Genomic DNA, 24,102 nt, shown 5'->3' on the forward strand with positions numbered 1-24,102 from the left:
ACGGTCACAAATATGACCGGAATCAACTCTCGGACTGACGGCAGCCAGCACCTTTTACCGGTGCCGGCTGCCGTTCGTTAACGCCTCAGAAACCTTCGAGGACGATCTTGCCGCGAGCCTTGCCGCTCTCCAGCAGGGCGTGGGCGCGGCGCAGGTTGGCTGCGTTGATCTGGCCGAAGTGCTCACCCACCGTGGTCTTCAAGGTGCCGGCGTCAATCAGTTCGGCGACCCGGTTGAGCAGCACGTGCTGCTCTTGCATGTCGGCGGTTTCGAACAGCGAACGGGTGTACATGAACTCCCAGTGCAACGACAGGCTCTTGCGCTTGAGCTTGGTCACGTCGAGGCTTTTCGGATCGTCGATCAGCGCCAGCTTGCCCTGGGGTGCCAGGGCTTCCACCAGTTGGTCGAGGTGGGCATCGGTCTGGGTCAGGCTGGCGACGTGGGTCACCTGGCCTGCGCCAATGCGCTGGAGTTCGGCGCTCAGTGGCTGGCTGTGGTCCACCACCGCATGGGCGCCCAGCTCGCGGACCCAGGCCTGGGTCTGTTCGCGGGAGGCACTGCCGATCACCTTGAGGCCGGTGAGCTGACGGGCCAGTTGGGTGAGGATCGAACCGACCCCGCCGGCAGCGCCGACGATCAGCAGGCTCTGGCCTTTGTCAGCCGGCTCCTGGCTGATCTGCAGGCGTTCGAACAGCAGCTCCCAGGCGGTGATCGCGGTCAGCGGCAGGGCGGCGGCCGCGGCGAAGTCCAGGCTCTTGGGCATGTGGCCGACGATCCGTTCATCCACAGTGTGCAGCTCACTGTTACCGCCGGCCCGGGCGATGGAGCCGGCGTAGAACACCCGGTCACCGACCTTGAACAGGCTGACGTCGCTGCCCACGGCCTTGACCACCCCGGCCACGTCCCAGCCCAGCACCTTGGCCGCGCCACCTTCGGGCTGGACGTTCTGGCGCACCTTGGTGTCCACCGGGTTGACCGAGATGGCCCTGACTTCCACCAGCAGATCGCGAGGGCCGGCCACGGGCTCGGGCAGCTCGATGTCTTGCAGGGACTTGGGATCGTCGATGGGCAGGGAAGCGTAATAGGCGATGGCTTTCATGTTGAGTTCCTGATGATGAGTAGGGAAAAAAGGCTCAGACAATCAACTGCAGGCGCTTGAGCTCGAAGTGCTCGATCGCCTCGCGGGTCTGATGGAGGAAATGCCGGAAGTGCGCGGTGTTGTTGTGAAACTCAAGGGCTGCTTCATCGTCCCAGCGCTCCAGCACGTAGAAGGTGCCCGGTTGCTCGGCATCCTGGTGCAGCTCGTAGTACTGGCAACCGCTTTCCTCACGGCTGGGCGAGACCAGGGCGCTGAGCTCGCGCTTGAGAACGTCTTGCTGCTGGGGCTTGGCGATCAGGGTGGCAATCGCGGTGAAGGCTTGGGACATGTGGGCTTCCTCAGGTGCTAGGCGATGGGAGGGATGATTGGCTATTTCTCCCGAGGATAAAACCGGCTAAAAGAGCAGGCTCTTTCAATATTTTTTTGATAATCCAGGAAAGCCTCATGCTGCGATTCGATGACCTGCAGTTGTTCGTGCGTGCCGCAGACCTGGGCAGCCTGTCGGCGGCGGCCCGGGTCATGGACCTTTCGCCTGCGGTGGCCAGTGCTGCCCTCAAGCGCATCGAGGAACACCTGGGCGCACGGCTGCTGGCCCGTTCCACCCGCAGCCTGCGGCTCACCGCGGAGGGCGAGGGCTTTCTCGAATACGCCCGGGCGGCCTTGAGCAACCTGGATGAAGGCCGGCGCCTGCTGGCCAGCGGTCAGGATCAGGTCAGTGGCGTGTTGCAGCTTTCTGCCCCTTCGGATTTTGGCCGCAATCTGCTGTTGCCCTGGCTCGACGAGTTCCAGCGTGAACATCCCAAGCTCAGCGTGCGCTTGCTGCTGGGGGACCGGATTGCCGACCTGTTCCGCCAGCCGGTGGACATTGCCCTGCGTTACGGCGAACCGGAGGACTCCAGCCTGGTGGCGCTGCCAGTGGCTCCGGACAACCGCCGGGTGCTGTGCGCCGCCCCCAGTTATCTGGCCCGCTACGGCGAGCCGCGCCAGCTGGAGCAACTGGCCCAGCACAACTGCCTGTTGTACATGCTCGACAGCCGGGCTCATGACCTCTGGAGCTTTCATGACGGCAAGCGCGAGGTGAGCCTCACCGTCAGTGGTGACCGCCTGAGCGACGACGCCGATGTGGTGCGGCGCTGGGCCGTGGCCGGTGAGGGGATTGCCTACAAGTCCTGGCTGGATGTGGCCGCCGATGTGCTGGCCGGCCGCCTGCAGATACTGCTGCCGGAACTGCGCTGCGAAGGCGCGTCGCTGAACCTGCTGTGCACCCACCGGGCGCACCTGAGCAAACCGGTGAAACTACTGCGTGACCTGCTCCAGGAGCGTTGCGCGCAGATCAGCGCGCAACGCCCGCGATAGGAGCCGGCTTGCCGGCGAGCCTGGGCACCGTGCCCTCGGCGTCGCTGGTGGACGCGAACAGGTCGCCCTCGGCAATCAGCCCCGGCCTCGATCCCGCACACTCGGGCGGTCAAGCATTCAACCGGGGGAACGGGCATGGGCATACAGGAATACAGCGCCGCAGAGCGCCTGGAACGGCTACCCATCAGCGGCTATCACCGGGTGATCTTCATCATCATCGCCCTGGCGTTTTTCTTCGACTCCATGGACCTGGCGATGATGACTTTCCTCCTCGGCTCGATCAAAACCGAGTTTGGCCTGAGTTCGGCCCAGGCCGGCCTGCTGGCCAGCTCCAGTTTCTTCGGCATGGTGCTGGGCGCCTCGCTGTCGGGCATGCTTGCCGACCGCTATGGGCGCAAGCCGGTGTTCCAGTGGAGCATCGTGCTCTGGGGCGTGGCCAGTTACCTGTGTTCCACCGCCCAGAGCGTGGACAGCCTGACCCTGTTCCGGGTGTTGTTGGGGATCGGCATGGGCATGGAGTTTCCCATCGCCCAGTCGATGCTCTCGGAGATGATTCCGGCCCAGCGTCGCGGGCGCTACATCGCCCTGATGGATGGCTTCTGGCCCCTGGGTTTCGTCGCCGCCGGGGTGCTCTCGTATTTCCTCCTGCCGCTGATCGGCTGGCGTGACATCTTCCTGGTGCTGGCAGTACCGGCGGTGTTCGTGCTGGTGATCCGCTTCTTCATTCCCGAGTCACCGCGCTGGCTGGAACAGGCCGGGCGCCACGCCGATGCGGATCGGGTGCTGTGTGGCATCGAAGACAAGGTGCGCGCTTCCCTGGGCACGGCGCAATTGCCGGAGCCGCTGCACCTGCCGCGTATCGACAGTGCGCCGGGGCACTTTTTCTCGGCACTGAAGCAGATCTGGTCGCCGCTCTATCGCCAGCGCACGATGATGATCTGGAGCCTGTGGTTCTTCGCCCTGCTGGGCTTCTACGGCCTGACGTCCTGGCTCAGCGCCTTGCTCCAGCAGTCCGGTTTTGCGGTGACCCAGTCGGTGTACTACACGGTGCTGATTTCCCTGGGCGGGATTCCCGGGTTCCTCATGGCGGCCTGGCTGGTGGAGCGCTGGGGGCGCAAGCCGGTGTGCATCGTGACCTTGCTCGGCGGCGGGGTCATGGCCTTCTTCTACGGGCAGAGTGCGGTCTTTGGCGGCAACGTCAGCCTGCTGATCGGCACCGGGCTGCTGATGCAGTTTTTCCTGTTCGGCATGTGGGCGGTGCTCTACACCTATACCCCTGAGTTGTACCCGACGTCGGCCCGGGCTACGGGCTCGGGGTTCGCTTCGGCGGTGGGGCGCATCGGTTCGCTGTTGGGGCCGCTGGTGACCGGGCTGGTGTTTCCGTTGACCGGGCAGGGCGGCGTATTCGCCCTGGGGGCGGCGTGCTTCGTGATTGCCGCGGGGGTGGTCTGGCTGTTCGGGATGGAAACCCGGGGCAAGACCCTGGAGGAGTTGAGCGAGGCGGGGAGCTGATAGAGACGGGGGGGACCTGTTCGCCGGCCAGCCGGCTCCTACAGGTTCGTGTAGGAGCCGGCTGGCCGGCGAAGGCCGTTACGGCTTGACCAGCCGTGCATCCAGGCTGTTCTGCGCCAGGCGCCGGGCCTGGTCCTGGGTCATGCCCAGGTCGGTGTGCAGGGCGTGGAAGTTCTCGGTGACGTAGCCGCCGAAGTAGGCCGGGTCATCGGAGTTGACCGTGACCTTCACTCCGCGCTCCAGCATTTGCAGGATGTTGTGCTGGGACATGTGGTCGAACACGCAGAGCTTGGTGTTGGACAGCGGGCACACAGTCAGCGGGATCTGCTCGTCGATGATCCGCTGCATCAGCCGCTCGTCTTCGAAGGCACGTACACCGTGGTCGATGCGCTGGATCTTCAACAGGTCCAGGGCTTCCCAGATGTACTCCGGCGGGCCTTCTTCACCGGCGTGGGCGACGGTCAGGAAGCCTTCGCTGCGCGCGCGGTCGAATACCCGCTGGAACTTGCTCGGCGGGTGGCCCATTTCCGAACTGTCCAGGCCCACGGCGACGAATGCATCGCGAAACGGCAGCGCCTGGTCGAGGGTTTTCTGCGCCTCTTCTTCGCTCAAGTGGCGCAGGAAACTGAGGATCAGGCCGCTGGTGATGCCCAGTTGCTGCTCGCCATCTTTGAGTGCGCTGGCGATGCCGTTGAGCACCACTTCGAACGGCACGCCACGGTCGGTGTGGGTCTGCGGGTCGAAGAAGGGTTCGGTGTGGATCACGTTCTGTTCTTTGCAGCGCAGCAGGTAGGCCCAGGTCAGGTCGTAGAAGTCCTGGGAGGTGCGCAGCACGTCGGCGCCCTGGTAGTACAGGTCGAGGAATTCCTGCAGGTTGTTGAAGGCGTAGGCCTTGCGCAGGGTCTCGACGTCGCTCCAGGGCAGGGCGATCTTGTTGCGTTCGGCCAGGGCGAACAGCAGTTCCGGTTCCAGGGAACCTTCCAGGTGCAGGTGCAACTCGGCCTTGGGCAAGGCGTTCAGCCAGTCATACATGGTGTCGTCTCATCAGGTGCAGGCGGGCGCTGCGAGAGTGATGCGCTGCCGGGGCCGTGCCCTTCTGTGGGGAACTGGCTGTGGCTTGCGGCTTTCGCCAGGTTTTCACCGGGCCCGAAAAAGCCGCCATTCTACATCTGGCGGCGCAAATGTTCGGCAAAACCTGACCGGGGGGGGCGGTCAGGCCTGCTCCAGCTCCCGGCGGTAGGCGTAGGTATCGGCAAAGCGCGAGAGCAGGAATTGGGCGCAGGTGGTCACCGGGTACTTGGCCGGGTGCTCCGCGTCCTGGCAGCCGGGCAGGCATTCGATGCGGGTGTCCGGGTGCGGCTCGGCGAAGAACGGCATCGAGTAGCGGTCCACCCCCAGCGGGCTGATGACCCGGTGCGGGGTCGACAGGTAACGGTCGTTGCTCCAGCGCGCCATCATGTCGCCGAGGTTGACCACGAAGCTGCCGTCGATGGGCGGGGCGTCGATCCACTGGCCCTTGACGTTGCGCACCTGCAAGCCGCCAGCGGCGTCCTGGTAGAGCAGGGTGATGCAGCCGTAGTCGGTGTGGGCGCCGGCGCCTTGCTGCTCTGCGCTGCTGGCGGTGTGGCGCGGCGGATAGTGGATCATCCGCAGCACGCTCACCGGGTCCTGGAAGCGGCGGTCGAAGAAATCACGTTCGATGCCCAGGGCCAGGGTCATGGCCCGCAGCAGGGTCTGGGCCAGGGCCTGCATGTCCTGGTAGTGCTGCTCCATCAGGGCTTGCCAGCCGGGCAGGTCAGGGTGGCGGTTGGGCCCGCGCAGGGGTTTTTCCGCCAGCACGTCCGGGTGCTCGGCCGGCAGGTGCAGGCCCATGTCGAAAGTTTCCTTGAGGTCGCTGGGCTTGCTTGGGTCCAGCTGCTCGGTGGCGATGGCGCCGTAGCCGCGATGGTGACGGCTCTGGGTGATATCGATCTTGAGTTTTTCAACACTGGGCAGGGCGAAGAAGTGCTTGGCCGTGCTCAGCAATTGCTCGATGCGTTGTGCACTGATCGGGTGACCCTTGATGTAGAAGAAGCCCCATTCTCGACAGGCGCGGTCGATCTGCTTGGCGACACTGTCCCAGCCTTGCTGCTCATCCTGATACAGCGGGCTGATATCGATGATCGGCAGTTGATTCATGAAAGTGCTCCCATCCTGTTGGCGGTCCGTCGTCGCTGGCGGATGCTCCGACAGCGACGGCCAGATTATTTGGGGATGTCCGCCTTCAGGCCTTCGACGTAGTAGTTCATCGAGGCCAGTTCGGCATTGCTGGCGCTGACCCCCGCGGCGATTTTTTCGACCCCGGCCTGGTCCTTGATCGGGCCGGTGAACGGGTGGAACTCGCCGCTCTTGATGCTGGCGATGATCTGTTCGGCCTCGGTTTTCACCGGGGCCGGCAGCAGGTCGCTGAGGGGCAGTTCAACCGTACCCTCTTTCAGCCCACCCCAGTAGTCCTGGGGTTTCCAACTGTGGTCCATCACCCCCTGGGTGGCCTGGATGTAGTGCGGGCCCCAGTTGTTGACGATGGAGGTCAGCACCGCCTTGGGGCCGAAGTGGGCCATGTCCGAGGCATAGCCCACCGCGTACACGCCACGCCGCTGCGCGGCCTGGATCGGCGCCGGGCTGTCGGTGTGCTGGAAGATCACGTCGGCGCCCTGGTCGATCAGGGCATTGGCGGCGTCGGCTTCCTTGCCCGGATCGAACCAGGAGTTGACCCACACCACCTTGATCTCGGTGCCCGGGTTGTATTTGTTCAAGGCCAGCTGGATGGCGTTGATGTCGCGGATCACCTCCGGAATGGGGAAGGAGGCGACGTAGCCGATCTTCTTGCTCTTGGTCATCTTCGCCGCGAGGAAACCACCCACATAGCGGCCCTCGTAGGTGCGCGCCAGGTAGGTGCCGAGGTTCTTGTCCTGCTTGTAGCCGGTGGCGTGTTCGAAGGTCACCTTGGGGAACTGCCTGGCGACCTTCAGCGTGGGGTTCATGTAGCCGAAGGAGGTGGTGAAGATCAGGTCGTAGTTGTCCTTGGCCATGTTGCGGATCACCCGCTCGGCGTCGGCGCCTTCGGCTACGTTCTCCACGTAGTTGGTCTTGATCTGGTCGCCGAATTTTTCCACCAGGGCCTTGCGCCCCTGTTCATGCTGATAGGTCCAGCCGTGATCGCCTATGGGGCCGATGTAGACGAAACCGACCTTCAGCGGATCGGCGGCGCTGGCGGAAAGGCTGGCACTCAGGCCGATGGCGGCGGCCAGGGTGCAGAGCAACTTGTGCAACGGGCGTGTATGCATGAATGGGAGCTCCATCTTGTTGTGGGGGGCTGGGGCGGCAAGCACTGGAGGGCAATGCAAATAGCTGACCAACAGGACAACAAAGATGGCCGTTGCGCCGGCGAGGCGGTTTCTACGGGGGCTTTGGGGCGCGCTTTTCGCTGGCAAGCCAGCTCCTACGGGGCTGGAATGCAGGAGGCCGCTTGCCGGCGAAGGGCTGTTCAAGAACCAACCCGGTGCGCGGCGCCTGGGGCTGGTGCACTAACATGTAACGAAACGTTAGTGACTTGGTGCAGTCTTTCAGTCATCTCCTGTACTCGTTTTTATTCCCGTCAAAGGACTGCAATGCTCAATTCCCTCAAGCAAGAAAAGTTTCTACTGCTTGCGCTGCTGGCCGCCGTGGCTGCCTATCCGCTTGAACACCTGTTGCTGGGCAGTGGCCAGGGCATCGCCCTGGGCGCCGGGCTGGTGCTGATCGGCTTTATCGTCATGGCTTCGATGCGCGTCGCCCACCACGCTGAACTGCTGGCGGAAAAGGTCGGCGACCCCTACGGCACCATGATCCTGACCCTGGCCGCGGTGCTGGTGGAAGTGGTGATCCTGGCGATCATGATGAGCAACGAAGCCTCGCCGACCCTGGTGCGCGACACCATCTACTCGGCGGTGATGCTGGACATCAACGGCATCCTCGGCCTGGCCGCACTGATGGGCGGCATCAAGCATGGCGAGCAGCCCTACAACGACGACTCGGCGCGTACCTACAGCGTGATGATCCTCACCGCCATGGGCGTGTCGATGGTGGTGCCGGAGTTCATCCCCGAGGCCGACTGGAAGGTCTACTCGGCCTTCACCATCGGCGCCATGGTGGTGCTCTATACCCTGTTCCTGCGCATGCAGGTCGGGCCGCACAGCTATTTCTTCAGCTACAGCTACCCGGAAAAACGCCGCAATAAAGAGGCCCAGGAACAGCCCCATGCCATCAACCTGGCCTGGAGCATCGGCATCCTGGTGTTCGGGGTGGTGGTAATCGGCGCCCTGGCCGAGGTGATGTCCAAGACCCTGGACCTGGGCCTGGAAGGCACGGGCGCACCGCCGGTGATCACGGCGATCCTGGTGGCGGCGATTTCCGCCGCGCCGGAAATCCTGACCGCCCTGCGCGCCGCCCTGGCCAACCGCATGCAGTCGGTGGTCAACGTGGCCCTGGGCGCTTCCCTGTCGACGGTGATCCTCACGGTGCCGGTGATGGAGGCCATGGCCTTGTACACCGGCCAGCCCTTCCAGATGGCCATGACTCCGGTGCAGACGGTGATGGTGTTCATCACCCTGATCGTCAGCGCGATCAACCTCAACGATGGTGAAACCAATGCCATAGAAGGCATGACTCACTTCGTGCTGTTTGCGACCTTCATCATGCTGTCGCTGCTCGGTCTTTAAAGGGGTTGCGCCGACTGGATAGCGCAGCGAAAGCTGACCCCGGGGGCATTCCAGGCCGCGAGTGCGCCCCAACGCCAACGGCGGACGGTGCTGGCCGAAGGAGAAAAGGTCGGGTCGTTGGCAAACTTGTTGTTGGCGCCCCGTTGCGCTCGATAAATGCCTGTTTCAGGCCCTTGCGGGTTCTCCACGGGAGATTCGCGGTAGTAGTGTTTGTCGTACCAGTCGTTGACCCATTCACTGGCATTGCCGGTGAGGTTGTAGAGGCCCAGCGGGTTAGGCACAAACCTGTCCACGGCGAAGGTTTCGTTGTCGTCAGGCGCCGGAAAGTTGCGGCCATAGTCCAGATTGCCGTTGTCGGTCGCGAACATCACCGGCTGGCCACGGTTGCGCGCCGCATATTCCCATTGGGCCTCGGTCGGAAGATCCACGGCATAGCCGCTGAGGTCTGCCAGCCAGCCACAGTAATCCTTGGCCTCTTGCCATTTTCGAGACGCCGGGGCGGGCAGGTTTTCCTGGTAGAGGTGTTTCATGTCGGCGCGGTTGCGCAGTGCCGCGTCGAATTGCGGCCGGCCTTGCGCCAGGAAGAACAGATCGAAATCGCCCAAGGTGGTTTGCAGCGAGGACAGGTAGTAGCTGCTCAACTTGACCGGGTGAACGAAGTCGTCATCGATGTCGAGGCTGATCCGTTCCATGTTTGCCGGGTCCACGCCACAGGGCCATTGGCACAAGGCCTGTGGGTCGAAGCCACGGGGCCAGCCGAAATCCCCCATCTGGAATTCGCCACCTTCAATCAGCACCATGTTGTCCATCGAACGCACGACGGTGTTGAGCACCGCATCGCGGACTTGCGGGGACAGGTCCGGGTATCTGCGGCTGATGGTCGAAGCAATGTCTGCAACTTTTTCAGGTGACAGCACTTTGCTGGCGGGGCCTGCAACCTCCTGTTTCCCACAGCCCGAAATCAGCAGCGCGACGCAGAGCGCCAGTCCGTGCTTTTGTTTCACGTAATGTCCCTATAACGGTTCGGATGAGGGCGGCAAACTAACATGTTTCCTCCCTCTGATACCGTCAACGCACAGGCGAGGGATACGCTCCCTCGCCGTGGGCGCCAAAGATCAGGTGCCGGCGATCAGTTGCCGGGCCGCCTGGCTGTGATCGGCGATCAGGTTTTTCAGATCCAGCCCTTCGACCTGGCCATCAATCACCCGCCACTTGCCGCCAATCATGACCCGGTCCGCTCGATCCGCAGCGCACAACAGCAGCGCTGAAACCGGATCATGGCTACCCGAGAAACGCAGTTCATCGAGCTTGAACAACGCCAGGTCTGCCTGCTTGCCTACCGCCAGTTCGCCGATGTCGGTACGGCCCAACAGGCTTGCCGACCCCTGGGTCGCCCAGCCCAGTACACGCTCCGGGGTGATCTTTTCGGCGCCGTAACGCAGGCGCTGGATGTACAGCGCCTGACGCGCTTCGAGGATCATGTTCGAGGCGTCATTGGACGCCGAACCGTCCACGCCCAAGCCGAACAGCGCCCCTGCATCGGTCAGCTCGATGCTGGGGCAGATGCCGGACGCCAGGCGCATGTTCGAACTCGGGCAATGGCAGATGCCGGTACCGGCCTGGCCGAGGCGGGCGATCTCATCCGGGTTGAAGTGGATGCCGTGGGCCAGCCAGGTACGCGGACCGAGCCAGCCGACGCTGTCCAGATAATCCACCGTGCGCAGGCCGAAACGCTGCAGGCAGAAGTCTTCTTCGTCGAGGGTCTCGGCCAGGTGAGTGTGCAGGCGCACATCGAGCCCGTTGGCCAGTTCGGCGCTGGCCGACATGATTTCCGGGGTCACCGAGAACGGCGAGCACGGTGCCAGGGCGATCTGGATCTGCGCACCGTCGCCACGCTCGTGGTACTGCTGGATCAGGCGCTGACTGTCGTCGAGAATCACCTGGCCTTCCTGCACAGTCTGTTGCGGTGGCAGGCCGCCGTCCTTTTCGCCAAGGCTCATCGAGCCGCGGGTGAGCATGGCGCGCATGCCCAGTTCACGCACGGTTTCGACTTGCACGTCGATGGCGTTTTCCAGGCCGTCCGGGAACAGATAGTGATGGTCGGCGGCGGTGGTGCAGCCGGAGAGCAGCAGTTCGGCCAGTGCCACTTTGGTCGCCAGGGCGAGTTTTTCCGGGGTCAGCCGGGCCCAGACCGGGTACAGGGTCTTGAGCCAGGGAAACAGCGGCTGGTTGACCACCGGCGCCCAGGCGCGGGTCAGGGTTTGATAGAAGTGATGGTGGGTGTTGATCAGGCCCGGCAGCAGCACGTGCTCGCGGGCATCGAAGACCTGCTGGCAGGGGCTTGCAGGTTGCTGGCCGAGGCCCAGCACTTCAACGATCAGGCCGTCTTGCAGCACCAGGCCGCCACGGGCGTCGAGGGCATTGCCGGTGAAGATGGCCAGGGGATTTTTTAACCAGGTACGGGTCGCAGGCATGGTTGCCGGCTCCTCTGAAAGTGGGTTCAGGTTAGCCAGCTCAGTGATGCCCTGTCTGCTGATCCAGGGTCGCCGCAAGGGGCGAGGTGCGCAGTCTAGCGAAAGATTTGCCGGGGGACAAAACTTGCATTTTGCCCCCCGTTCCAGAGCCTTCGCTGGCCTGTGCAAGGGCTGCCCGGGGCAGCCGCGGCCTTACCAGGGGATGGTTTCGCCTTTGTAGTTGACGAAGTGATGACCGCCCTTGCCGGTGTAGGCATTGACCTGGGCGATCAGCCCGCGGGTGCTGGTCTGCACATCGATATCGGCGCCTTCGCCGCCCATGTCGGTCTTCACCCAGCCCGGGTGCAGCGAAAGCACGGTGAGCTTCTGCCCCAACTGGGTCACGAAGCTGTTGGTCATGGAGTTCAGTGCGGCCTTGCTGGCCTTGTACAGGGCCAGCTCCGGCGCGTCGGGCATGGTCACGCTGCCCAGCACCGAACTCATGAACGCCAGCACGCCGCTGTCCTTGCGGATCTGCCCGACGAAGCGCTGGGCCAGGTTGATCGGCGCCACGGCGTTGGTGAAGAACAGCTGGCCGACTTCGGCCAGGGTCGCGTGGCCCGGCAGCTGGTTGTCCGGGCCCTTGACCCCGGCGTTGACGAACAGCAGGTCGAACACCTGGTCCTTGAGCTTCTGGCTCAGGGCAATCACCGCTTGCTGATCGTCCATGTCCAGTTGCTCGATCTGCACCTTGCCCAGGGCTTGCAGCGCCTCGGCCTTGTGCGGGTTGCGCACGGTGGCGGTGACCTGCCAGCCGTCTTCCAGCAGGCGCTGGACCAGGCCGAGGCCCAGGCCCCGGGAGGCGCCGATGATCAGTGCGGTTTTTGCCGTGGACATGATGAGGTTCCTTGATAAGTGAGGATCACGGATTCAATGGACAGGCTTGCCCGAGCCGTTGTTGCAGCTCCTGGCGCAAGTGGCCCAATTCAGTGATGCGGGTTTCGATCAGGGTCAGTTTGTCTTGCAGCAGCCGGGTTACGGCCTGAACCGTATCGGCACTCTGCCACAGAGCGCCGACACTGCTGCCATTCCGCCCAGGCTTCGGCCTGTTCTCCAATGCGCATGTGCGGGCCTTGAAAGGGCTTGACCCTGGAGCATACTCGAGGCTTTAGCCTGCGCGCTCCTTGAATCTATGGAGCAGCATTTATGTGGACGAGCGAACAGTATCGAACATTGGTCCGGGCTAGCGGCTGGTACGACTTGCTGGTGACGTTGGCCTTCGTCACCCCCTGGAGTTTCATGGCTTTGCACGGGCTGATGCAGGGCTGGGCCCTGCACCTGCCGGGGAGCCTGCCGCCGTTCGAGCCGATGCACCTGCTGATGGCCAACCTGATGGGCTCGATTGTCTGTGTGTGGTCGGTGCTGCGGATTCGTGATCCGCAGCAGGCGTTTGGTCGTTATGACGCAGTGGGGCGCATCCTGTTTGCCACCTGGCAGGTGTATGCCTTGATGCACGGCGCTACGGCGTTGATCGGGGTGATTCTGTTTTTCGAGCTTGCCTGGTGCGTGGCGCAGTTGTGGCCGGTGAAAGACTTCTCCGGCGAGCCGGTGCCTGCGGGGGCCGTGGCGGTCATTTAGTGCCCCGCCTGCCACGGCTGGCCCAGGGAGACTGGTGCGTACAGGCGGGTGCGCAAGGCGTCTCGGGACAACAGCACCAGCACCAGGATGGTGGCGGCATAGGGCAGCATCGCCAGCAGGTTGGAAGGAATCGCCAGGCCCAGGCCCTGGGCCACCAGGTGCAGGATGCTCGCCAGGCCGAACAGGTAGGCGCCGAGTAGCAGCCGCCACACCCGCCAGCTGGCGAACACCACCAGCGCCAGGGCGATCCAGCCGCGTCCGGCGCTCATGTTCTCGGCCCACATCGGGGTGTAGGCCAGGGACAGGTAGGCCCCGGCCAGCCCCGCCATGGCGCCGCCGAACAGCACCGCGAGCGCGCGCACCCGCAGTACCGGCAGGCCCATGGCGCTGGCGGCGTCGGGGTTCTCGCCGACAGCCTGGATGATCAGGCCGACCCGGCTTTTGAGAACCACCCAGGCCACCAGGGCGAACAGGGTGAAGGACAGGTACACCAGCAAATCCTGGGCGAACAGCATGCGGCCGATCAGCGGGATCTCGCTCAGCAGCGGCAGCGCCAGCGGTTCGAAGCCGGCCAGGGGCTTGCCGACCCAGGCCGCGCCGACAAAGCTCGACAGGCCGACCCCGAAGATCGTCAGCGCCAGCCCGGTAGCCACCTGGTTGGCGGTGAACACCAGGGCCACCAGGGCGAACAGCGCCGCCAGCAGCATTCCGGCGGCCATCGCCAGCAGCACCCCGAGCCACAAATGGCCGCTGTTGAGGGCGACGATAAAACCTATCACCGCGCCGAACAGCATCATGCCTTCCTGCCCCAGGTTGAGGACGCCGCTCTTTTCACAGATCAGTTCCCCCAGGGCCACCAGCAGCAGGGGGGTGCCGCAGCGGACCATGGCGTAGAGAATATTGCTCAGCAGGTCGATATCCATCACAGGGCTCCGGCGGTAGCAGTGGCGCTGGCGTTGCGGCGCATCCAACGCAGGTTCAGGCGCGGGCGATAGAGAATCAGCACGTCGCTGGCCAGGAGGAAGAACAGCATCATTCCCTGGAACAGCTGGGTGATGGCCTGGGGCAGGTTGAGGCTCATCTGCGCGCTCTCGCCACCGATGTACAGCAACGCCATCAGCAGGCTGGAAAACACAATGCCGATGGGGTTCAGGCGGCCGAGAAAAGCCACGGTAATGGCCGCGTAGCCGTAGCCGGGAGACACCTGGGGCACCAGTTGGCCGATGGGGCCGGCGACTTCGCAGACCCCGGCCAGCCCTGCCAGCGCACCGCTGGTCAACAGCGCCAGCCAGACCAGGCGCTTCTGGCGAAAGCCGACGAAGCCGGCGGCACGCTGGTCCAGGCCGAGCACCCTGATCTGGAAGCCGACAAAGCTTTTCTGCAGCAGCACCCAGACCGCCACCAGGGCCAGCAGGGCGAAGTACACCCCGGCGTGGACCCGGCCGTCTTCCATCAGCAGCGGCAGGCGGCTGGCGTCGCCGAACATCGCCGACTCGGGAAAGTTGAACCCGGCGGGGTCTTTCAACGGTCCATGCACGCAGTACAGCAAGAGGTTCAGGGCGATGTAGTTGAGCATGATGCTGGTGAGGATTTCATTGGCGTTGAAGCGGGTGCGCAACCAGGCGGTGAGCCCGGCCCAGGCGGCCCCGGCCAGGGTTCCGGCAAGCAGGATCAGCACCAGCGCCCAGCGGCTTTGCAGTTCGATGAGATTGACCGCCAGGGCGCTACCGACCAGGGCCCCGAGCAGCAATTGGCCCTCGGCGCCGATGTTCCACACCCGCGCCTGATAGGCCACCGCCAGGCCCAGGGCACAGAGCAGGATAGGTAGCGCCTTGACCAGCAGTTCGGACACGCCATACAAGTCGCTGACCGGGGCGATCAGCAGGGTGTGCAAGGTCAGCCAGGGGTCATGCCCCAGTGTCATGAACAGCAGGGAACCGCAGCCCAGAGTCAGCAGCGCCGCCAGCAGTGGCGAGCACCAGAGCATCAGCCGCGACTGGCGGCCACGGGGTTCGAGTGAAAGCAGCATGGACAGCTCCGTTAAATCGCCAGGGCAGCGGGTGAGGGCAGGGAATCGGCGTGGCCGGCCATCCAGCCGCCAACCTCCACCAGCGAGGTGTCGGCGCAGGCCTTGAGGGGCGAAAGGCGTCCAGCGCACAGGGCCGCGAGGCGGTCGCTGATCTGGAACAGCTCGTCCAGGTCTTCGGAGATCACCAGGATCGCCGCGCCGGCATCGCGCAAGGCGATCAGTGCGCGGTGGATAGTGGCGGCGGCCCCTACATCCACGCCCCAGGTCGGGTGCGCGGCGATCAGCAGGCGAGGCTGCTGGAGAATCTCGCGGCCCAGGATGAATTTCTGCAGGTTGCCGCCGGACAGGCTGCGGGCCGGGCTCTGGGAACCGGCGCTCTTGACCCCGAAACGCTGGATGATGCGCTCGGCCAGTTCCCGCACTTTGCGTCGCTGGATCAGCCCGTGGCGCACCAGGCCCTGTTGAAAGGCGCTGAGCAGGGCGTTGTCCTCCAGGCTCAGTTCCGGCACCGCACCGTGGCCCAGGCGTTCGGCGGGAACGAAAGCCAGGCGGCGCTGGCGTCGGGCGTCGGGATACAGATGAGCCACGCCCTGGCCGGCGAAACAGATACGTTCGGCTTCGCCACGGGGCAGGCGCTGTTCACCGCTGAGCAGGGCCAGCAGTTCGTCCTGGCCATTGCCGGCGACTCCGGCGATGCCGACGATCTCGCCGCTGCGCAGGCGCAGGTCGATGTTCTTCAGTGAGCAGCCGAAAGGATCGGGGTTGTCCCAGCTGAGGTTGTCCAGGCGCAGGAAGTCGTTCGTGCCGCGGGCTTTCGGGTAGTCGGTGATCATCGCCGCCGCGTCCCCTACCATCAGCCGTGCCAGCTCGCGATCCGAGCACTGCGCCGGCCTGCAGTGCCCGGCCACCCGGCCCGCGCGCAGCACCGTGGCGCTGTGGCACAGGGCGCGCACCTCGGCGAGCTTGTGGCTGATGAACAGGATGCTGCAGCCTTCGTCGGCCAGCCGACGCAGGGTGACGAACAGGTCGTCGGCCTCCTGCGGGGTCAGGACCGAGGTCGGCTCGTCGAGGATCAGCAGGCGGATGTCCTGCATCAGGCAGCGGACGATTTCCACCCGCTGGCGTTCGCCGATGGACAGGCTGTGCACCAGGCGCTGGGGTTCGAGGGCCATGCCGTAACGCTGGGAAACCTCGCGGATTCTGCCTTCCAGCTGGCTCGGCGTACCGGCGCCGGCGCCCATGGCCAGGGCAATGTTCTGCGCCACGCTGAGGGTTTCGAACAGCGAGAAATGCTGGAACACCATGCCGATCCCCAGGCTGCGTGCCTGGGCCGGGTTGTCGATGAGCTGGCGTCGTCCTTGCCAGAGCAGCTCCCCCGAATCGGCCTGGACCACCCCGTAGATGATCTTCATCAAGGTGCTTTTGCCGGCGCCGTTTTCGCCCAGCAACGCATGGATTTCACCCGCAGCGATGTTCAGGTCGATGGCGTCGTTGGCCAGGCAGCCGGGATAGCGTTTGCTGATCCGGCGCAGTTGCAGGCGTGGTGCCTGGCTGCTGGGTGCAGGGTGATTGGACATGACAGGCTCGGCTTCTGGGAGTTGTGCCTGTGGATAAAGCAATTTCCTGGCCAGTGGGTCAGGAAAGCCGGTGGAGCGCTCCCGGGCGGCATCCTGCCTGGCTGACAGGACCAGGGTCCTGGCACCACTTCGGGGCAAGGTGTTTGAAAAGGCGCTGTTTTTGTCCCCAGGCCGTTGCGCAGAAAATGATCAGTTGCCTGCAGACCCTGCGCAATCAGGGGCTGGAGCAGCCTTGCACGGGTTATCCACAGCTTGCTCCACAGTAATTGTGTGCAAGAGCGGCGCTTGGGCATCAGCACCACTGGCTTGCCCGTGAACTGCGATAAACCGGCTTAAGTGGCTGTTTCGCTGTGGAAAAAAGCTTCCTGGGGACGCTTTGGACAAAAAATGAACAAAGCCCGCAAAGCCACGTTGCAGAAGGGTTACAGCGCTATGTGCTCAGCTTATCCACAGTCGGGTGCACAGTAGATGTGGGCAAGTGCCCGGGGCCCTTGCGGGTTATGCACAGGGTGGTCCGGGCCGGGTTGGTGCCTTCAGCGCTGCAAAAGGATGCGCCCGCGGCTGAGGTCCGCCAGCTGTTGCTGCAGGGTATCGATCTGCTCTTCGCCCAGGGCCAGTTGCAGCTCTACGCCGTTGGCGGTGAAGTCTTCCTGGACCAGCAGCCCGCCCAGTTCGGCAACCCGCAGCTTGACCAGCGCCAGTTCGCTGAAGCTGCAGGCGCAACGCAGCGGTACGCGGTTGACCAGGGCGATGCGCTCGGCGCCTTGCAGGCACTTGTTGGCGCCGCCGCCATAGGCCCGGGCCAGGCCGCCGGTGCCCAGCTGGATGCCGCCGTACCAGCGGATCACCAGCACCGCCACCTGGTCGCAGTCCTGGGCCTCGATGGCCGCGAGGATCGGTCGCCCGGCGGTGCCGCCGGGTTCACCGTCGTCGTTGCTGCGGTACTGGTCGGCGAGTTTCCACGCCCAGCAGTTATGCGAAGCGTTGAGGTCGCTGTACTGCTGGATGAAGGCTTGGGCCTCGGCCGCGCTGCAGATGGGCGCGGCAAAGGTGATGAAGCGGCTTTTGCGAATTTCCTCGCGGTATTCGCAGAGGCCGGCCAGGGTAAAGGGCATGGGGGTCAGTCTTTCAGTGCAGGTGTCAGGCCACAGCCTTTGAGGATGATGCGGATCAGGTTGTTGCCGGCGTCTTCCATGTCCTGCTTGGTCAGCCGGGTGCGCCCGGTGACGCGGCAGATCTGGGTGGCGAAATCGGCATAGTGCTGGGTGCTGCCCCACAGCAGGAAGATCAGGTGCACCGGGTCTACCGGGTCCATCTTGCCGGCGTCGATCCAGGCCTGGAACACCGCGGCGCGGCCCTGGAACCAGGCGCGGTAGTCCTGGCTGAAATACTCGCTCAGGCACTCGCCACCGCTGATGATCTCCATGGCGAAGATCCGCGAGGCTTGCGGCTGGCGGCGGGAGAATTCCATCTTGGCGCGGATGTAGCGGGTCAGGGCTTCGGCCGGATCATCTTCGGCGGTGAGGGTGTTGAAGGTGCTGTCCCAGAGTTCGAGGATGTTGCTCAGCACCGCGATGTACAGCCCCAGCTTGTTGGTGAAGTAGTAGTGCAGGTTGGCTTTGGGCAGGCCGGCCTTCTGCGCGATGGTGTTCATGCTGGTGCCTTTGAAACCGTGACGGGCGAACTCGTCCTCGGCGGCCTGGAGGATGGCCTCTTCATTCTTCTGCCGAATGCGGCTGGCGGGTTTGCCGGGGTGAGGAGCGCTGTGGGCGGGGACTTCAAAGGTCATGGAGGTTTCCGAGCAAGTCTGTGGGTGCAACCTGTGCGTTGATAGCGCACCCACGTGCATCAGACAAGCCTTGGCGCTACAAAAGCCTCAGTGGGCCCTCAGGGTGTCGTTTTCCGGAATCGGATTTGCGTCATTCGCCGCGCCCTTGCTTTCCGGCAACAGCAGGCTCATCAGCAAGGCGGTGAGGCCGCCGCTGGTGATCGCCGAATCGAACAGGTTCTGCACCACCTTGGGCAGCAGGTGCAGCAGGTTCGGTTGCGCGGCGATGCCCAGGCCGACGCCGAACGAAGTGGCGATGATCAGCATGCTGCGCCGGTCCAGCGGGGCCTGGGCGAGGATCCGTACCCCGGCTGCGGCGACGCTGCCAAACATCACCAGGGTGGCACCGCCGAGTACCGGCTTGGGGACCTGTTGCAGCAGCGCGCCGATCAGCGGGAACAGGCCCAGGCAGAACAGGATCAGGCCGATGTACAGGCCGACGAAGCGGCTGGCCACGCCGGTCAACTGAATCACCCCGTTGTTCTGGGCGAAGGTGGTGTTGGGGAAGGCGCCGAAGGTGGCGGCGATCATGCAACTGACGCCGTCCCCCAGGACCCCGCCCTTGAGCCGGCTTATATAGGAAGGGCCGCTGATGGGCTGGCGCGCCAGCATGCAGTTGGCGGTCAGATCTCCCACGGTTTCCAGGGTGCTGATCAGGTAGATCAGGGCTACGGGAATAAAGGCGCTCCAGTCGAAACTGAAGCCGTACCTGAAGGGCAGGGGCAGGCTGATCAACGGCAGGTCCGGCAGCGGCTGGGGCACCAGCTTGCCGCTGAACCAGGCCGCCAGGCTACCCAGGGCCAGGCCGATGATGATGGCGCTGAGGCGGACCCACGGGGTGTTGCTGCGGTTGAGCAGAATGATGGTCAGCAGCACCAGCAGGCCCAGGCCGAGATTGCCCGGGGCGCCGAAGTCCGCGGCATTGAAGCCGCCGCCCAGGTCGGTGATGCCGACCTTGATCAGGCTGATGCCGATCAGGGTAATGACGATGCCGGTCACCAACGGGGTGATCACCCGGCGCAGTCGGCCGATAAAGCGGCTGAGGACGATCTGCACCAGCGCGCCGAAGAAACACACGCCGAAGATCATCGCCAGGATGTCTTCCGGGCTGCCGCCCCGTTGCTTGACCAGGAACCCCGCCGACAGTACGGCACCGAGGAAGGCGAAGCTGGTGCCTTGCAGGCAGATCATGCCGGCCCCGATGCCCCAGGGGCGCTGGGCCTGGATAAAGGTGCCGACCCCGGAGACCATCAGCGCCATGCTGATCAGGTACGGCAGGTGCGCCGAAAGACCCAGGGCCGAACCAATCACCAGTGGTGGGGTGATGATGCCGACAAAGCTGGCCAGCACATGCTGCAGGGCTGCCAGCAGCGCGGGCAGGGGTTGCGGGCGGTCGTCGAGGCCGTAGATCAGTTCGCTGGGGCGGGAAGCATCTGGCTGCATGGCGTGGAGCTCGGGCTGGGGTTCAAGGTGCCGAGGTCTTTGCAAAAAGCTGTCCAGGTGCTCAGGTTATTTTGTCTGCTTTGCGGTGCGGGCCTTTGAATACCGGGCCTTGCTGGTGAGTGGAGACGCTCTAGCGGGTTGCCGCCAGGCTTTCCAGAAAGCTTTCGAGCACCAAATGAGGGCGCCGACCCTTGCGCGTGACCGATGCCAGGCTCAGGTCGTAGAAGCGTGACTTGGGCTTGAGGGCACGCAACCGGCCCTGCTGCACCCAGAGGCTGGCGTAGTGGTCCGGCAGGTAGCCGATGTAGCGGCCGGTGAGAATCAGGAAGGCCATGCCTTCCCGGTCGGATGCGCTGGCGGTGCAATTCAGCGCCTGGTAGTGGGCCTGGATCTCGGCCGGCAGGCGAAAGGTCGGGGCGATGGCGTCCTGGTCGTTGAGGCGCTGGTCGTCCAGTTGCCGGTCATCCACATAGAACAGCGGGTGGCCCACTGCGCAGTACAGCAGCGAGCGCTCGTCATACAGCGGCTGGTATTCCAGGCCGGGCAGGGCACTGGCCTGGGGCACCACGCCGACATGCAGGCGGCCGTCGAGCACCCCTTGCTCGACTTCGTTGGGGGCGATCATGCGGATCTGGATCTGCACGTCCGGGCCACGCTCCTTCAATTGCGCCAGGGCGTGGGTGATGCGCATGTGGGGCAGGGTCACCAGGTTGTCGGTGAGGCCGATGATCAATTCGCCGCGCAGGTGGCGGTGCAGGCCGTTGACCTCGGTACGGAAGCTTTCCAGGGCACTGAGCAGCTGCAGGGTCGACTGATAGACCTCGCGGCCCTCCTCGGTCAGAGAGAACCCGGCGCGCCCGCGCTGGCACAGGCGCAGGCCGACCCGTTGCTCCAGGTCGCTCATCTGCTGGCTGATGGCCGAGCGGCCGATGCCGAGCACGGTTTCCGCGGCGGAGAAACCACCGCACTCCACCACGCTGCGAAAGATCCGCAGCAGGCGGATATCAAAGTCGCTGACTTGCGCCAGCGGGTCGGCTCGACGGCTGCTCATAGTTTAGTGGATGCCAGACTGAAGGTTATTAAAGTTGGATTTCACCGACTTTATAGCCGTGGCAACTTAGCTGCAACAACGCTTTTCATTCCTACGCCGCTTCATTGCCTTGCGAGGTTTTGCTCATGAACATGCCGGAAACCGCCCCTCAGTCCCTGGCCAGCCAGCTCAAGCTCGACGCTCACTGGATGCCCTACACCGCCAACCGCAACTTCCAGCGCGACCCGCGCCTGATCGTCGGCGCCGAAGGCAGCTGGCTGGTGGACGACAAGGGCCGCAAGATCTATGACTCGCTGTCCGGTCTGTGGACCTGCGGTGCCGGTCACTCGCGCAAGGAGATCCAGGAAGCGGTCGCCAAGCAGTTGGGCACCCTGGACTATTCCCCAGGCTTCCAATACGGCCACCCGCTGTCGTTCCAGCTGGCCGAGAAGATCACCGACCTGACCCCGGGCAACCTGAACCACGTGTTCTTCACTGACTCCGGCTCCGAGTGCGCCGATACCGCAGTGAAGATGGTGCGCGCCTACTGGCGCCTGAAAGGCCAGTCGACCAAGACCAAGATGATCGGCCGTGCCCGTGGCTATCACGGGGTGAACATCGCCGGCACCAGCCTGGGCGGTGTCAACGGCAACCGTAAGCTGTTCGGCCAGGCAATGATGGATGTGGACCACCTGCCGCATACGTTGCTGGCCAGTAACGCGTTTTCCCGTGGCATGCCGGAGCAGGGCGGTATTGCCCTGGCCGATGAGCTGCTGAAGCTGATCGAGTTGCACGATGCTTCCAATATCGCTGCAGTCTTCGTCGAGCCGATGGCCGGCTCGGCTGGCGTGCTGGTGCCGCCACAGGGTTACCTCAAGCGCCTGCGGGAAATCTGCGACCAGCACAACATCCTGCTGGTGTTCGACGAAGTGATCACCGGCTTCGGCCGTACCGGTGCCATGTTCGGCGCTGACAGCTTCGGCGTGACGCCGGATCTGATGTGCGTGGCCAAGCAGGTCACCAACGGCGCGATCCCCATGGGCGCGGTGATTGCCAGCTCCGAGATCTATCAGACCTTCATGAACCAGGCGACACCCGAGTACGCGGTGGAATTCCCCCACGGCTACACCTACTCGGCGCACCCGGTGGCGTGCGCTGCGGGCCTGGCGGCACTGGACCTGCTGCAGAAGGAAAACCTGGTGCAGAGCGTGGCCGAGGTTGCCCCGCATTTCGAGAATGCACTGCACGGCATCAAGGGCACGAAGAACGTGATCGACATCCGTAACTTCGGCCTGGCTGGCGCGATCCAGATTGCACCCCGTGATGGCGATGCCATCGTGCGTCCGTTCGAGGCTGGCATGGCGTTGTGGAAAGCCGGCTTCTATGTGCGCTTCGGCGGCGACACCCTGCAGTTCGGCCCAACCTTCAACAGCAAGCCGCAGGACCTCGATCGCCTGTTCGACGCGGTTGGCGAAGTGCTGAGCAAGCTCGACTGATTCGATCCTTCTTATATAGAAGCAGGCGCGAAGTGTTTCGCGCCTGCGCTTTCCCTCTTTCAGGAGTCCCCGCATGAGTCTGATCCAACACCTGATCCACGGTGAGCTGGTAAGCGACAACGGTCGCAGCGCCGACGTATTCAACCCGTCCACCGGTCAGGCGATCCACAAAGTGCCGCTGGCCAGCCGTGAAACCATCCAGCAAGCCATCGACTCGGCCAAGTCGGCATTCCCGGCCTGGCGCAATACGCCACCGGCCAAGCGCGCCCAGGTGATGTTCCGCTTCAAGCAATTGCTGGAGCAGAACGAAGTCCGTATTGCCAAGCTGATCAGCGAAGAGCATGGCAAGACCCTGGAAGATGCTGCTGGCGAATTGAAGCGCGGTATCGAGAACGTCGAATACGCCTGCGCCGCGCCGGAAATCCTCAAGGGCGAGTACAGCCGTAACGTGGGCCCGAACATCGACGCCTGGTCTGACTTCCAGCCGCTGGGCGTAGTGGCCGGCATTACTCCGTTCAACTTCCCGGCCATGGTGCCGCTGTGGATGTATCCGCTGGCGATCGCCTGTGGCAACTGCTTCATCCTCAAGCCTTCTGAGCGTGATCCAAGCTCGACCCTGCTGATTGCCGAGCTGCTGCATGAAGCCGGCCTGCCCAAGGGCGTGCTGAACGTGGTTCACGGTGACAAAACTGCGGTGGACGCGCTGATCGAGGCACCGGAAGTCAAGGCGCTGAGTTTTGTCGGTTCGACGCCGATTGCCGAGTACATCTATGCCGAAGGCACCAAGCGCGGCAAGCGCGTTCAGGCTCTGGGCGGGGCGAAGAACCACGCGGTGCTGATGCCGGATGCCGATCTGGATAACGCCGTCAGTGCGTTGATGGGCGCGGCCTACGGTTCATGCGGTGAGCGTTGCATGGCGATCTCGGTAGCCGTGTGCGTGGGCGACCAGGTGGCCGATGCCCTGGTGGCCAAGCTGGTGCCACAGATCAAGGCGCTGAAGATTGGTGCCGGTACTTCCTGTGGCTTGGACATGGGGCCGCTGGTTACCGCCCAGGCGCGTGACAAGGTCAGTGGTTATGTAGAAGACGGCGTGGCCGCAGGTGCGCAACTGGTGGTGGACGGTCGTGGCCTGAGCGTGGCCGGTCATGAAGACGGCTTCTTCCTCGGTGGCTGCCTGTTCGACCGCGTTACCCCGCAGATGCGCATCTATAAGGAAGAGATCTTCGGGCCGGTGCTGTGCATCGTCCGGGTCAACAGCCTGGAGGAGGCCATGCAACTGATCAACGATCACGAGTACGGCAACGGTACCTGCATCTTTACCCGTGACGGTGAAGCGGCACGTCTGTTCTGCGACGAGATCGAAGTGGGCATGGTGGGCGTCAACGTGCCGCTGCCGGTACCTGTGGCCTATCACAGCTTCGGTGGCTGGAAGCGTTCACTGTTCGGTGACCTGCATGCCTACGGTCCCGATGGTGTGCGTTTCTATACCCGTCGCAAGGCGATCACCCAGCGCTGGCCGCAACGCGCCAGCCACGAAGCCTCGCAGTTCGCCTTCCCTAGCCTGTAAGAGTGAAGCAATAAAGGCCGGCCCCTTGGGGCCGGCCTTTGCTTTTATGGGCTTTTCTGACCGATATGACAGATTTATGAAAATAACTGTTGACGGCAGATTCTACAGGTCTATAATTCGCCCCACTTCCGGCGCAGTCGAAACGGAAAACTCCTTGAGATTCAACGAGTTACGCAGTTTTCGACAGCGGTTACGCTTCAGTTCATCGAAGCCAGAAGCAGTTGGTAAGGCAGTCAGTTTTCGCCTTATTAACGATTCGATCCTCTCGATCGAAAGCGGTTGAAAAGAGGTGTTGACAGCAGCGTGTAACGCTGTAGAATTCGCCTCCCGCTAAC

At 63.7% G+C, this 24,102-nt stretch carries 21 protein-coding genes and 1 pseudogene; 6 read left to right on the forward strand and 16 right to left on the reverse strand.

The window, feature by feature from the left end; all coding sequences use genetic code 11:
• Nucleotides 1–85 precede the first annotated feature (85 nt).
• Both A9971_RS14120 and A9971_RS14125 read right to left on the reverse strand, forming a co-directional pair.
• A complete protein-coding gene (locus A9971_RS14120) occupies nt 86–1,099 on the reverse strand; it encodes a zinc-binding alcohol dehydrogenase family protein (protein WP_011059084.1) in 1,014 nt (337 codons plus the stop codon).
• Between the two features lie 34 nt (nt 1,100–1,133).
• On the reverse strand, nt 1,134–1,427 hold the full coding sequence (locus tag A9971_RS14125) for a putative quinol monooxygenase (RefSeq protein ID WP_015634025.1): 294 nt from the start codon (nt 1,425–1,427) through the stop codon (nt 1,134–1,136).
• A 116-nt stretch (nt 1,428–1,543) separates the two neighbouring features.
• On the opposite strand from A9971_RS14125, the gene A9971_RS14130 reads away from it, so the two are divergent.
• Together A9971_RS14130 and A9971_RS14135 are read left to right on the forward strand one after the other, a co-directional pair.
• Entirely contained in the window at nt 1,544–2,455 is a 912-nt protein-coding gene (locus A9971_RS14130) for a LysR family transcriptional regulator (RefSeq protein WP_015634026.1), read from the forward strand.
• Nucleotides 2,456–2,590: 135 nt separating this feature from the next.
• Complete coding sequence (locus tag A9971_RS14135; protein WP_011059087.1) at nt 2,591–3,967, forward strand: MFS transporter; 1,377 nt, start codon at nt 2,591–2,593, stop codon at nt 3,965–3,967.
• Nucleotides 3,968–4,045: 78 nt separating this feature from the next.
• Here the strand turns inward: A9971_RS14135 and A9971_RS14140 are convergent, their stop codons facing one another.
• From A9971_RS14140 to A9971_RS14150, 3 genes are all read right to left on the reverse strand, one after another.
• On the reverse strand, nt 4,046–4,999 hold the full coding sequence (locus A9971_RS14140; protein ID WP_011059088.1) for an adenosine deaminase: 954 nt from the start codon (nt 4,997–4,999) through the stop codon (nt 4,046–4,048).
• A gap of 180 nt (nt 5,000–5,179) precedes the next feature.
• Nucleotides 5,180–6,145 (reverse strand): 2-oxoglutarate and iron-dependent oxygenase domain-containing protein, encoded by a 966-nt coding sequence (locus tag A9971_RS14145; protein WP_015634027.1) that lies wholly within the window; start codon nt 6,143–6,145, stop codon nt 5,180–5,182.
• Nucleotides 6,146–6,210: 65 nt separating this feature from the next.
• Nucleotides 6,211–7,293, reverse strand: coding sequence for a BMP family ABC transporter substrate-binding protein (locus tag A9971_RS14150; protein WP_053148898.1), 1,083 nt, complete (start codon nt 7,291–7,293; stop codon nt 6,211–6,213).
• Nucleotides 7,294–7,617: 324 nt separating this feature from the next.
• Here A9971_RS14150 and A9971_RS14155 point away from each other — a divergent pair, with 324 nt between their 5' ends.
• The gene (locus A9971_RS14155) at nt 7,618–8,706 is read left to right on the forward strand and encodes a calcium:proton antiporter (RefSeq protein ID WP_011059091.1); all 1,089 of its coding nucleotides are present in this window, start codon (nt 7,618–7,620) and stop codon (nt 8,704–8,706) included.
• On the opposite strand, the gene A9971_RS14160 is transcribed toward A9971_RS14155, so the two are convergent.
• From A9971_RS14160 to A9971_RS14175, 4 genes and pseudogenes are all read right to left on the reverse strand, one after another.
• Complete coding sequence (locus A9971_RS14160; RefSeq protein ID WP_015634030.1) at nt 8,703–9,710, reverse strand: SUMF1/EgtB/PvdO family nonheme iron enzyme; 1,008 nt, start codon at nt 9,708–9,710, stop codon at nt 8,703–8,705. The two genes, A9971_RS14155 and A9971_RS14160, sit on opposite strands and share 4 nt — an antisense overlap.
• Nucleotides 9,711–9,821: 111 nt before the next feature.
• Nucleotides 9,822–11,180, reverse strand: a complete 1,359-nt coding sequence (locus A9971_RS14165) for an 8-oxoguanine deaminase (protein ID WP_019092792.1) — start codon at nt 11,178–11,180, stop codon at nt 9,822–9,824.
• A 192-nt stretch (nt 11,181–11,372) separates the two neighbouring features.
• Nucleotides 11,373–12,056 carry an SDR family oxidoreductase gene (locus A9971_RS14170; protein WP_053156207.1) on the reverse strand — a complete coding sequence of 228 codons (684 nt, stop codon included), beginning with the start codon at nt 12,054–12,056 and terminating at the stop codon, nt 11,373–11,375.
• Between the two features lie 25 nt (nt 12,057–12,081).
• A pseudogene (locus tag A9971_RS14175) lies at nt 12,082–12,255 on the reverse strand (MerR family transcriptional regulator); the annotation flags it as partial.
• 110 nt (nt 12,256–12,365) lie between these two features.
• Here A9971_RS14175 and A9971_RS14180 point away from each other — a divergent pair.
• The gene (locus A9971_RS14180) at nt 12,366–12,797 is read left to right on the forward strand and encodes a hypothetical protein (RefSeq protein ID WP_183000724.1); all 432 of its coding nucleotides are present in this window, start codon (nt 12,366–12,368) and stop codon (nt 12,795–12,797) included.
• On the opposite strand, the gene A9971_RS14185 is transcribed toward A9971_RS14180, so the two are convergent.
• From A9971_RS14185 to A9971_RS14215, 7 genes are all read right to left on the reverse strand, one after another.
• Nucleotides 12,794–13,720, reverse strand: coding sequence for an ABC transporter permease (locus A9971_RS14185; protein WP_011059095.1), 927 nt, complete (start codon nt 13,718–13,720; stop codon nt 12,794–12,796). The two genes, A9971_RS14180 and A9971_RS14185, sit on opposite strands and share 4 nt — an antisense overlap.
• On the reverse strand, nt 13,720–14,826 hold the full coding sequence (locus A9971_RS14190) for an ABC transporter permease (RefSeq protein WP_053156213.1): 1,107 nt from the start codon (nt 14,824–14,826) through the stop codon (nt 13,720–13,722). The genes A9971_RS14185 and A9971_RS14190 overlap by 1 nt, the downstream gene beginning before the upstream one ends.
• Before the next feature lie 11 nt (nt 14,827–14,837).
• Nucleotides 14,838–16,403, reverse strand: a complete 1,566-nt coding sequence (locus tag A9971_RS14195) for an ABC transporter ATP-binding protein (protein WP_015634035.1) — start codon at nt 16,401–16,403, stop codon at nt 14,838–14,840.
• A gap of 533 nt (nt 16,404–16,936) precedes the next feature.
• Entirely contained in the window at nt 16,937–17,518 is a 582-nt protein-coding gene (locus A9971_RS14200) for a YigZ family protein (RefSeq protein WP_015634036.1), read from the reverse strand.
• 5 nt (nt 17,519–17,523) lie between these two features.
• Entirely contained in the window at nt 17,524–18,192 is a 669-nt protein-coding gene (locus A9971_RS14205; protein WP_011059099.1) for a TetR/AcrR family transcriptional regulator, read from the reverse strand.
• A gap of 87 nt (nt 18,193–18,279) precedes the next feature.
• A complete protein-coding gene (locus A9971_RS14210; RefSeq protein WP_183000725.1) occupies nt 18,280–19,674 on the reverse strand; it encodes a uracil-xanthine permease family protein in 1,395 nt (464 codons plus the stop codon).
• Between the two features lie 130 nt (nt 19,675–19,804).
• Complete coding sequence (locus A9971_RS14215) at nt 19,805–20,725, reverse strand: LysR family transcriptional regulator (RefSeq protein ID WP_011059101.1); 921 nt, start codon at nt 20,723–20,725, stop codon at nt 19,805–19,807.
• A gap of 125 nt (nt 20,726–20,850) precedes the next feature.
• Here A9971_RS14215 and A9971_RS14220 point away from each other — a divergent pair, with 125 nt between their 5' ends.
• Both A9971_RS14220 and A9971_RS14225 read left to right on the forward strand, forming a co-directional pair.
• Nucleotides 20,851–22,200 carry an aspartate aminotransferase family protein gene (locus tag A9971_RS14220; protein WP_015634038.1) on the forward strand — a complete coding sequence of 450 codons (1,350 nt, stop codon included), beginning with the start codon at nt 20,851–20,853 and terminating at the stop codon, nt 22,198–22,200.
• A 73-nt stretch (nt 22,201–22,273) separates the two neighbouring features.
• A complete protein-coding gene (locus A9971_RS14225) occupies nt 22,274–23,767 on the forward strand; it encodes a CoA-acylating methylmalonate-semialdehyde dehydrogenase (RefSeq protein WP_183000726.1) in 1,494 nt (497 codons plus the stop codon).
• Nucleotides 23,768–24,102 lie beyond the last annotated feature (335 nt).

Origin of the sequence: Pseudomonas sp. UME65 (assembly GCF_014170225.1) — a bacterium.
GTDB classification, from domain to species: domain Bacteria; phylum Pseudomonadota; class Gammaproteobacteria; order Pseudomonadales; family Pseudomonadaceae; genus Aquipseudomonas; species Aquipseudomonas protegens.

Bases quoted from the DNA above. Each gene is read 5' to 3' on its own strand.
- A9971_RS14120 (WP_011059084.1), bottom strand. From the start codon at position 1,099: ATGAAAGCCATCGCCTATTACGCTTCCCTGCCCATCGACGATCCCAAG.
- A9971_RS14125 (WP_015634025.1), bottom strand. From the start codon at position 1,427: ATGTCCCAAGCCTTCACCGCGATTGCCACCCTGATCGCCAAGCCCCAG.
- A9971_RS14130 (WP_015634026.1), top strand. From the start codon at position 1,544: ATGCTGCGATTCGATGACCTGCAGTTGTTCGTGCGTGCCGCAGACCTG.
- A9971_RS14135 (WP_011059087.1), top strand. From the start codon at position 2,591: ATGGGCATACAGGAATACAGCGCCGCAGAGCGCCTGGAACGGCTACCC.
- A9971_RS14140 (WP_011059088.1), bottom strand. From the start codon at position 4,999: ATGTATGACTGGCTGAACGCCTTGCCCAAGGCCGAGTTGCACCTGCAC.
- A9971_RS14145 (WP_015634027.1), bottom strand. From the start codon at position 6,145: ATGAATCAACTGCCGATCATCGATATCAGCCCGCTGTATCAGGATGAG.
- A9971_RS14150 (WP_053148898.1), bottom strand. From the start codon at position 7,293: ATGCATACACGCCCGTTGCACAAGTTGCTCTGCACCCTGGCCGCCGCC.
- A9971_RS14155 (WP_011059091.1), top strand. From the start codon at position 7,618: ATGCTCAATTCCCTCAAGCAAGAAAAGTTTCTACTGCTTGCGCTGCTG.
- A9971_RS14165 (WP_019092792.1), bottom strand. From the start codon at position 11,180: ATGCCTGCGACCCGTACCTGGTTAAAAAATCCCCTGGCCATCTTCACC.
- A9971_RS14170 (WP_053156207.1), bottom strand. From the start codon at position 12,056: ATGTCCACGGCAAAAACCGCACTGATCATCGGCGCCTCCCGGGGCCTG.
- A9971_RS14180 (WP_183000724.1), top strand. From the start codon at position 12,366: ATGTGGACGAGCGAACAGTATCGAACATTGGTCCGGGCTAGCGGCTGG.
- A9971_RS14185 (WP_011059095.1), bottom strand. From the start codon at position 13,720: ATGGATATCGACCTGCTGAGCAATATTCTCTACGCCATGGTCCGCTGC.
- A9971_RS14190 (WP_053156213.1), bottom strand. From the start codon at position 14,826: ATGCTGCTTTCACTCGAACCCCGTGGCCGCCAGTCGCGGCTGATGCTC.
- A9971_RS14195 (WP_015634035.1), bottom strand. From the start codon at position 16,403: ATGTCCAATCACCCTGCACCCAGCAGCCAGGCACCACGCCTGCAACTG.
- A9971_RS14200 (WP_015634036.1), bottom strand. From the start codon at position 17,518: ATGCCCTTTACCCTGGCCGGCCTCTGCGAATACCGCGAGGAAATTCGC.
- A9971_RS14205 (WP_011059099.1), bottom strand. From the start codon at position 18,192: ATGACCTTTGAAGTCCCCGCCCACAGCGCTCCTCACCCCGGCAAACCC.
- A9971_RS14210 (WP_183000725.1), bottom strand. From the start codon at position 19,674: ATGCAGCCAGATGCTTCCCGCCCCAGCGAACTGATCTACGGCCTCGAC.
- A9971_RS14215 (WP_011059101.1), bottom strand. From the start codon at position 20,725: ATGAGCAGCCGTCGAGCCGACCCGCTGGCGCAAGTCAGCGACTTTGAT.
- A9971_RS14220 (WP_015634038.1), top strand. From the start codon at position 20,851: ATGAACATGCCGGAAACCGCCCCTCAGTCCCTGGCCAGCCAGCTCAAG.
- A9971_RS14225 (WP_183000726.1), top strand. From the start codon at position 22,274: ATGAGTCTGATCCAACACCTGATCCACGGTGAGCTGGTAAGCGACAAC.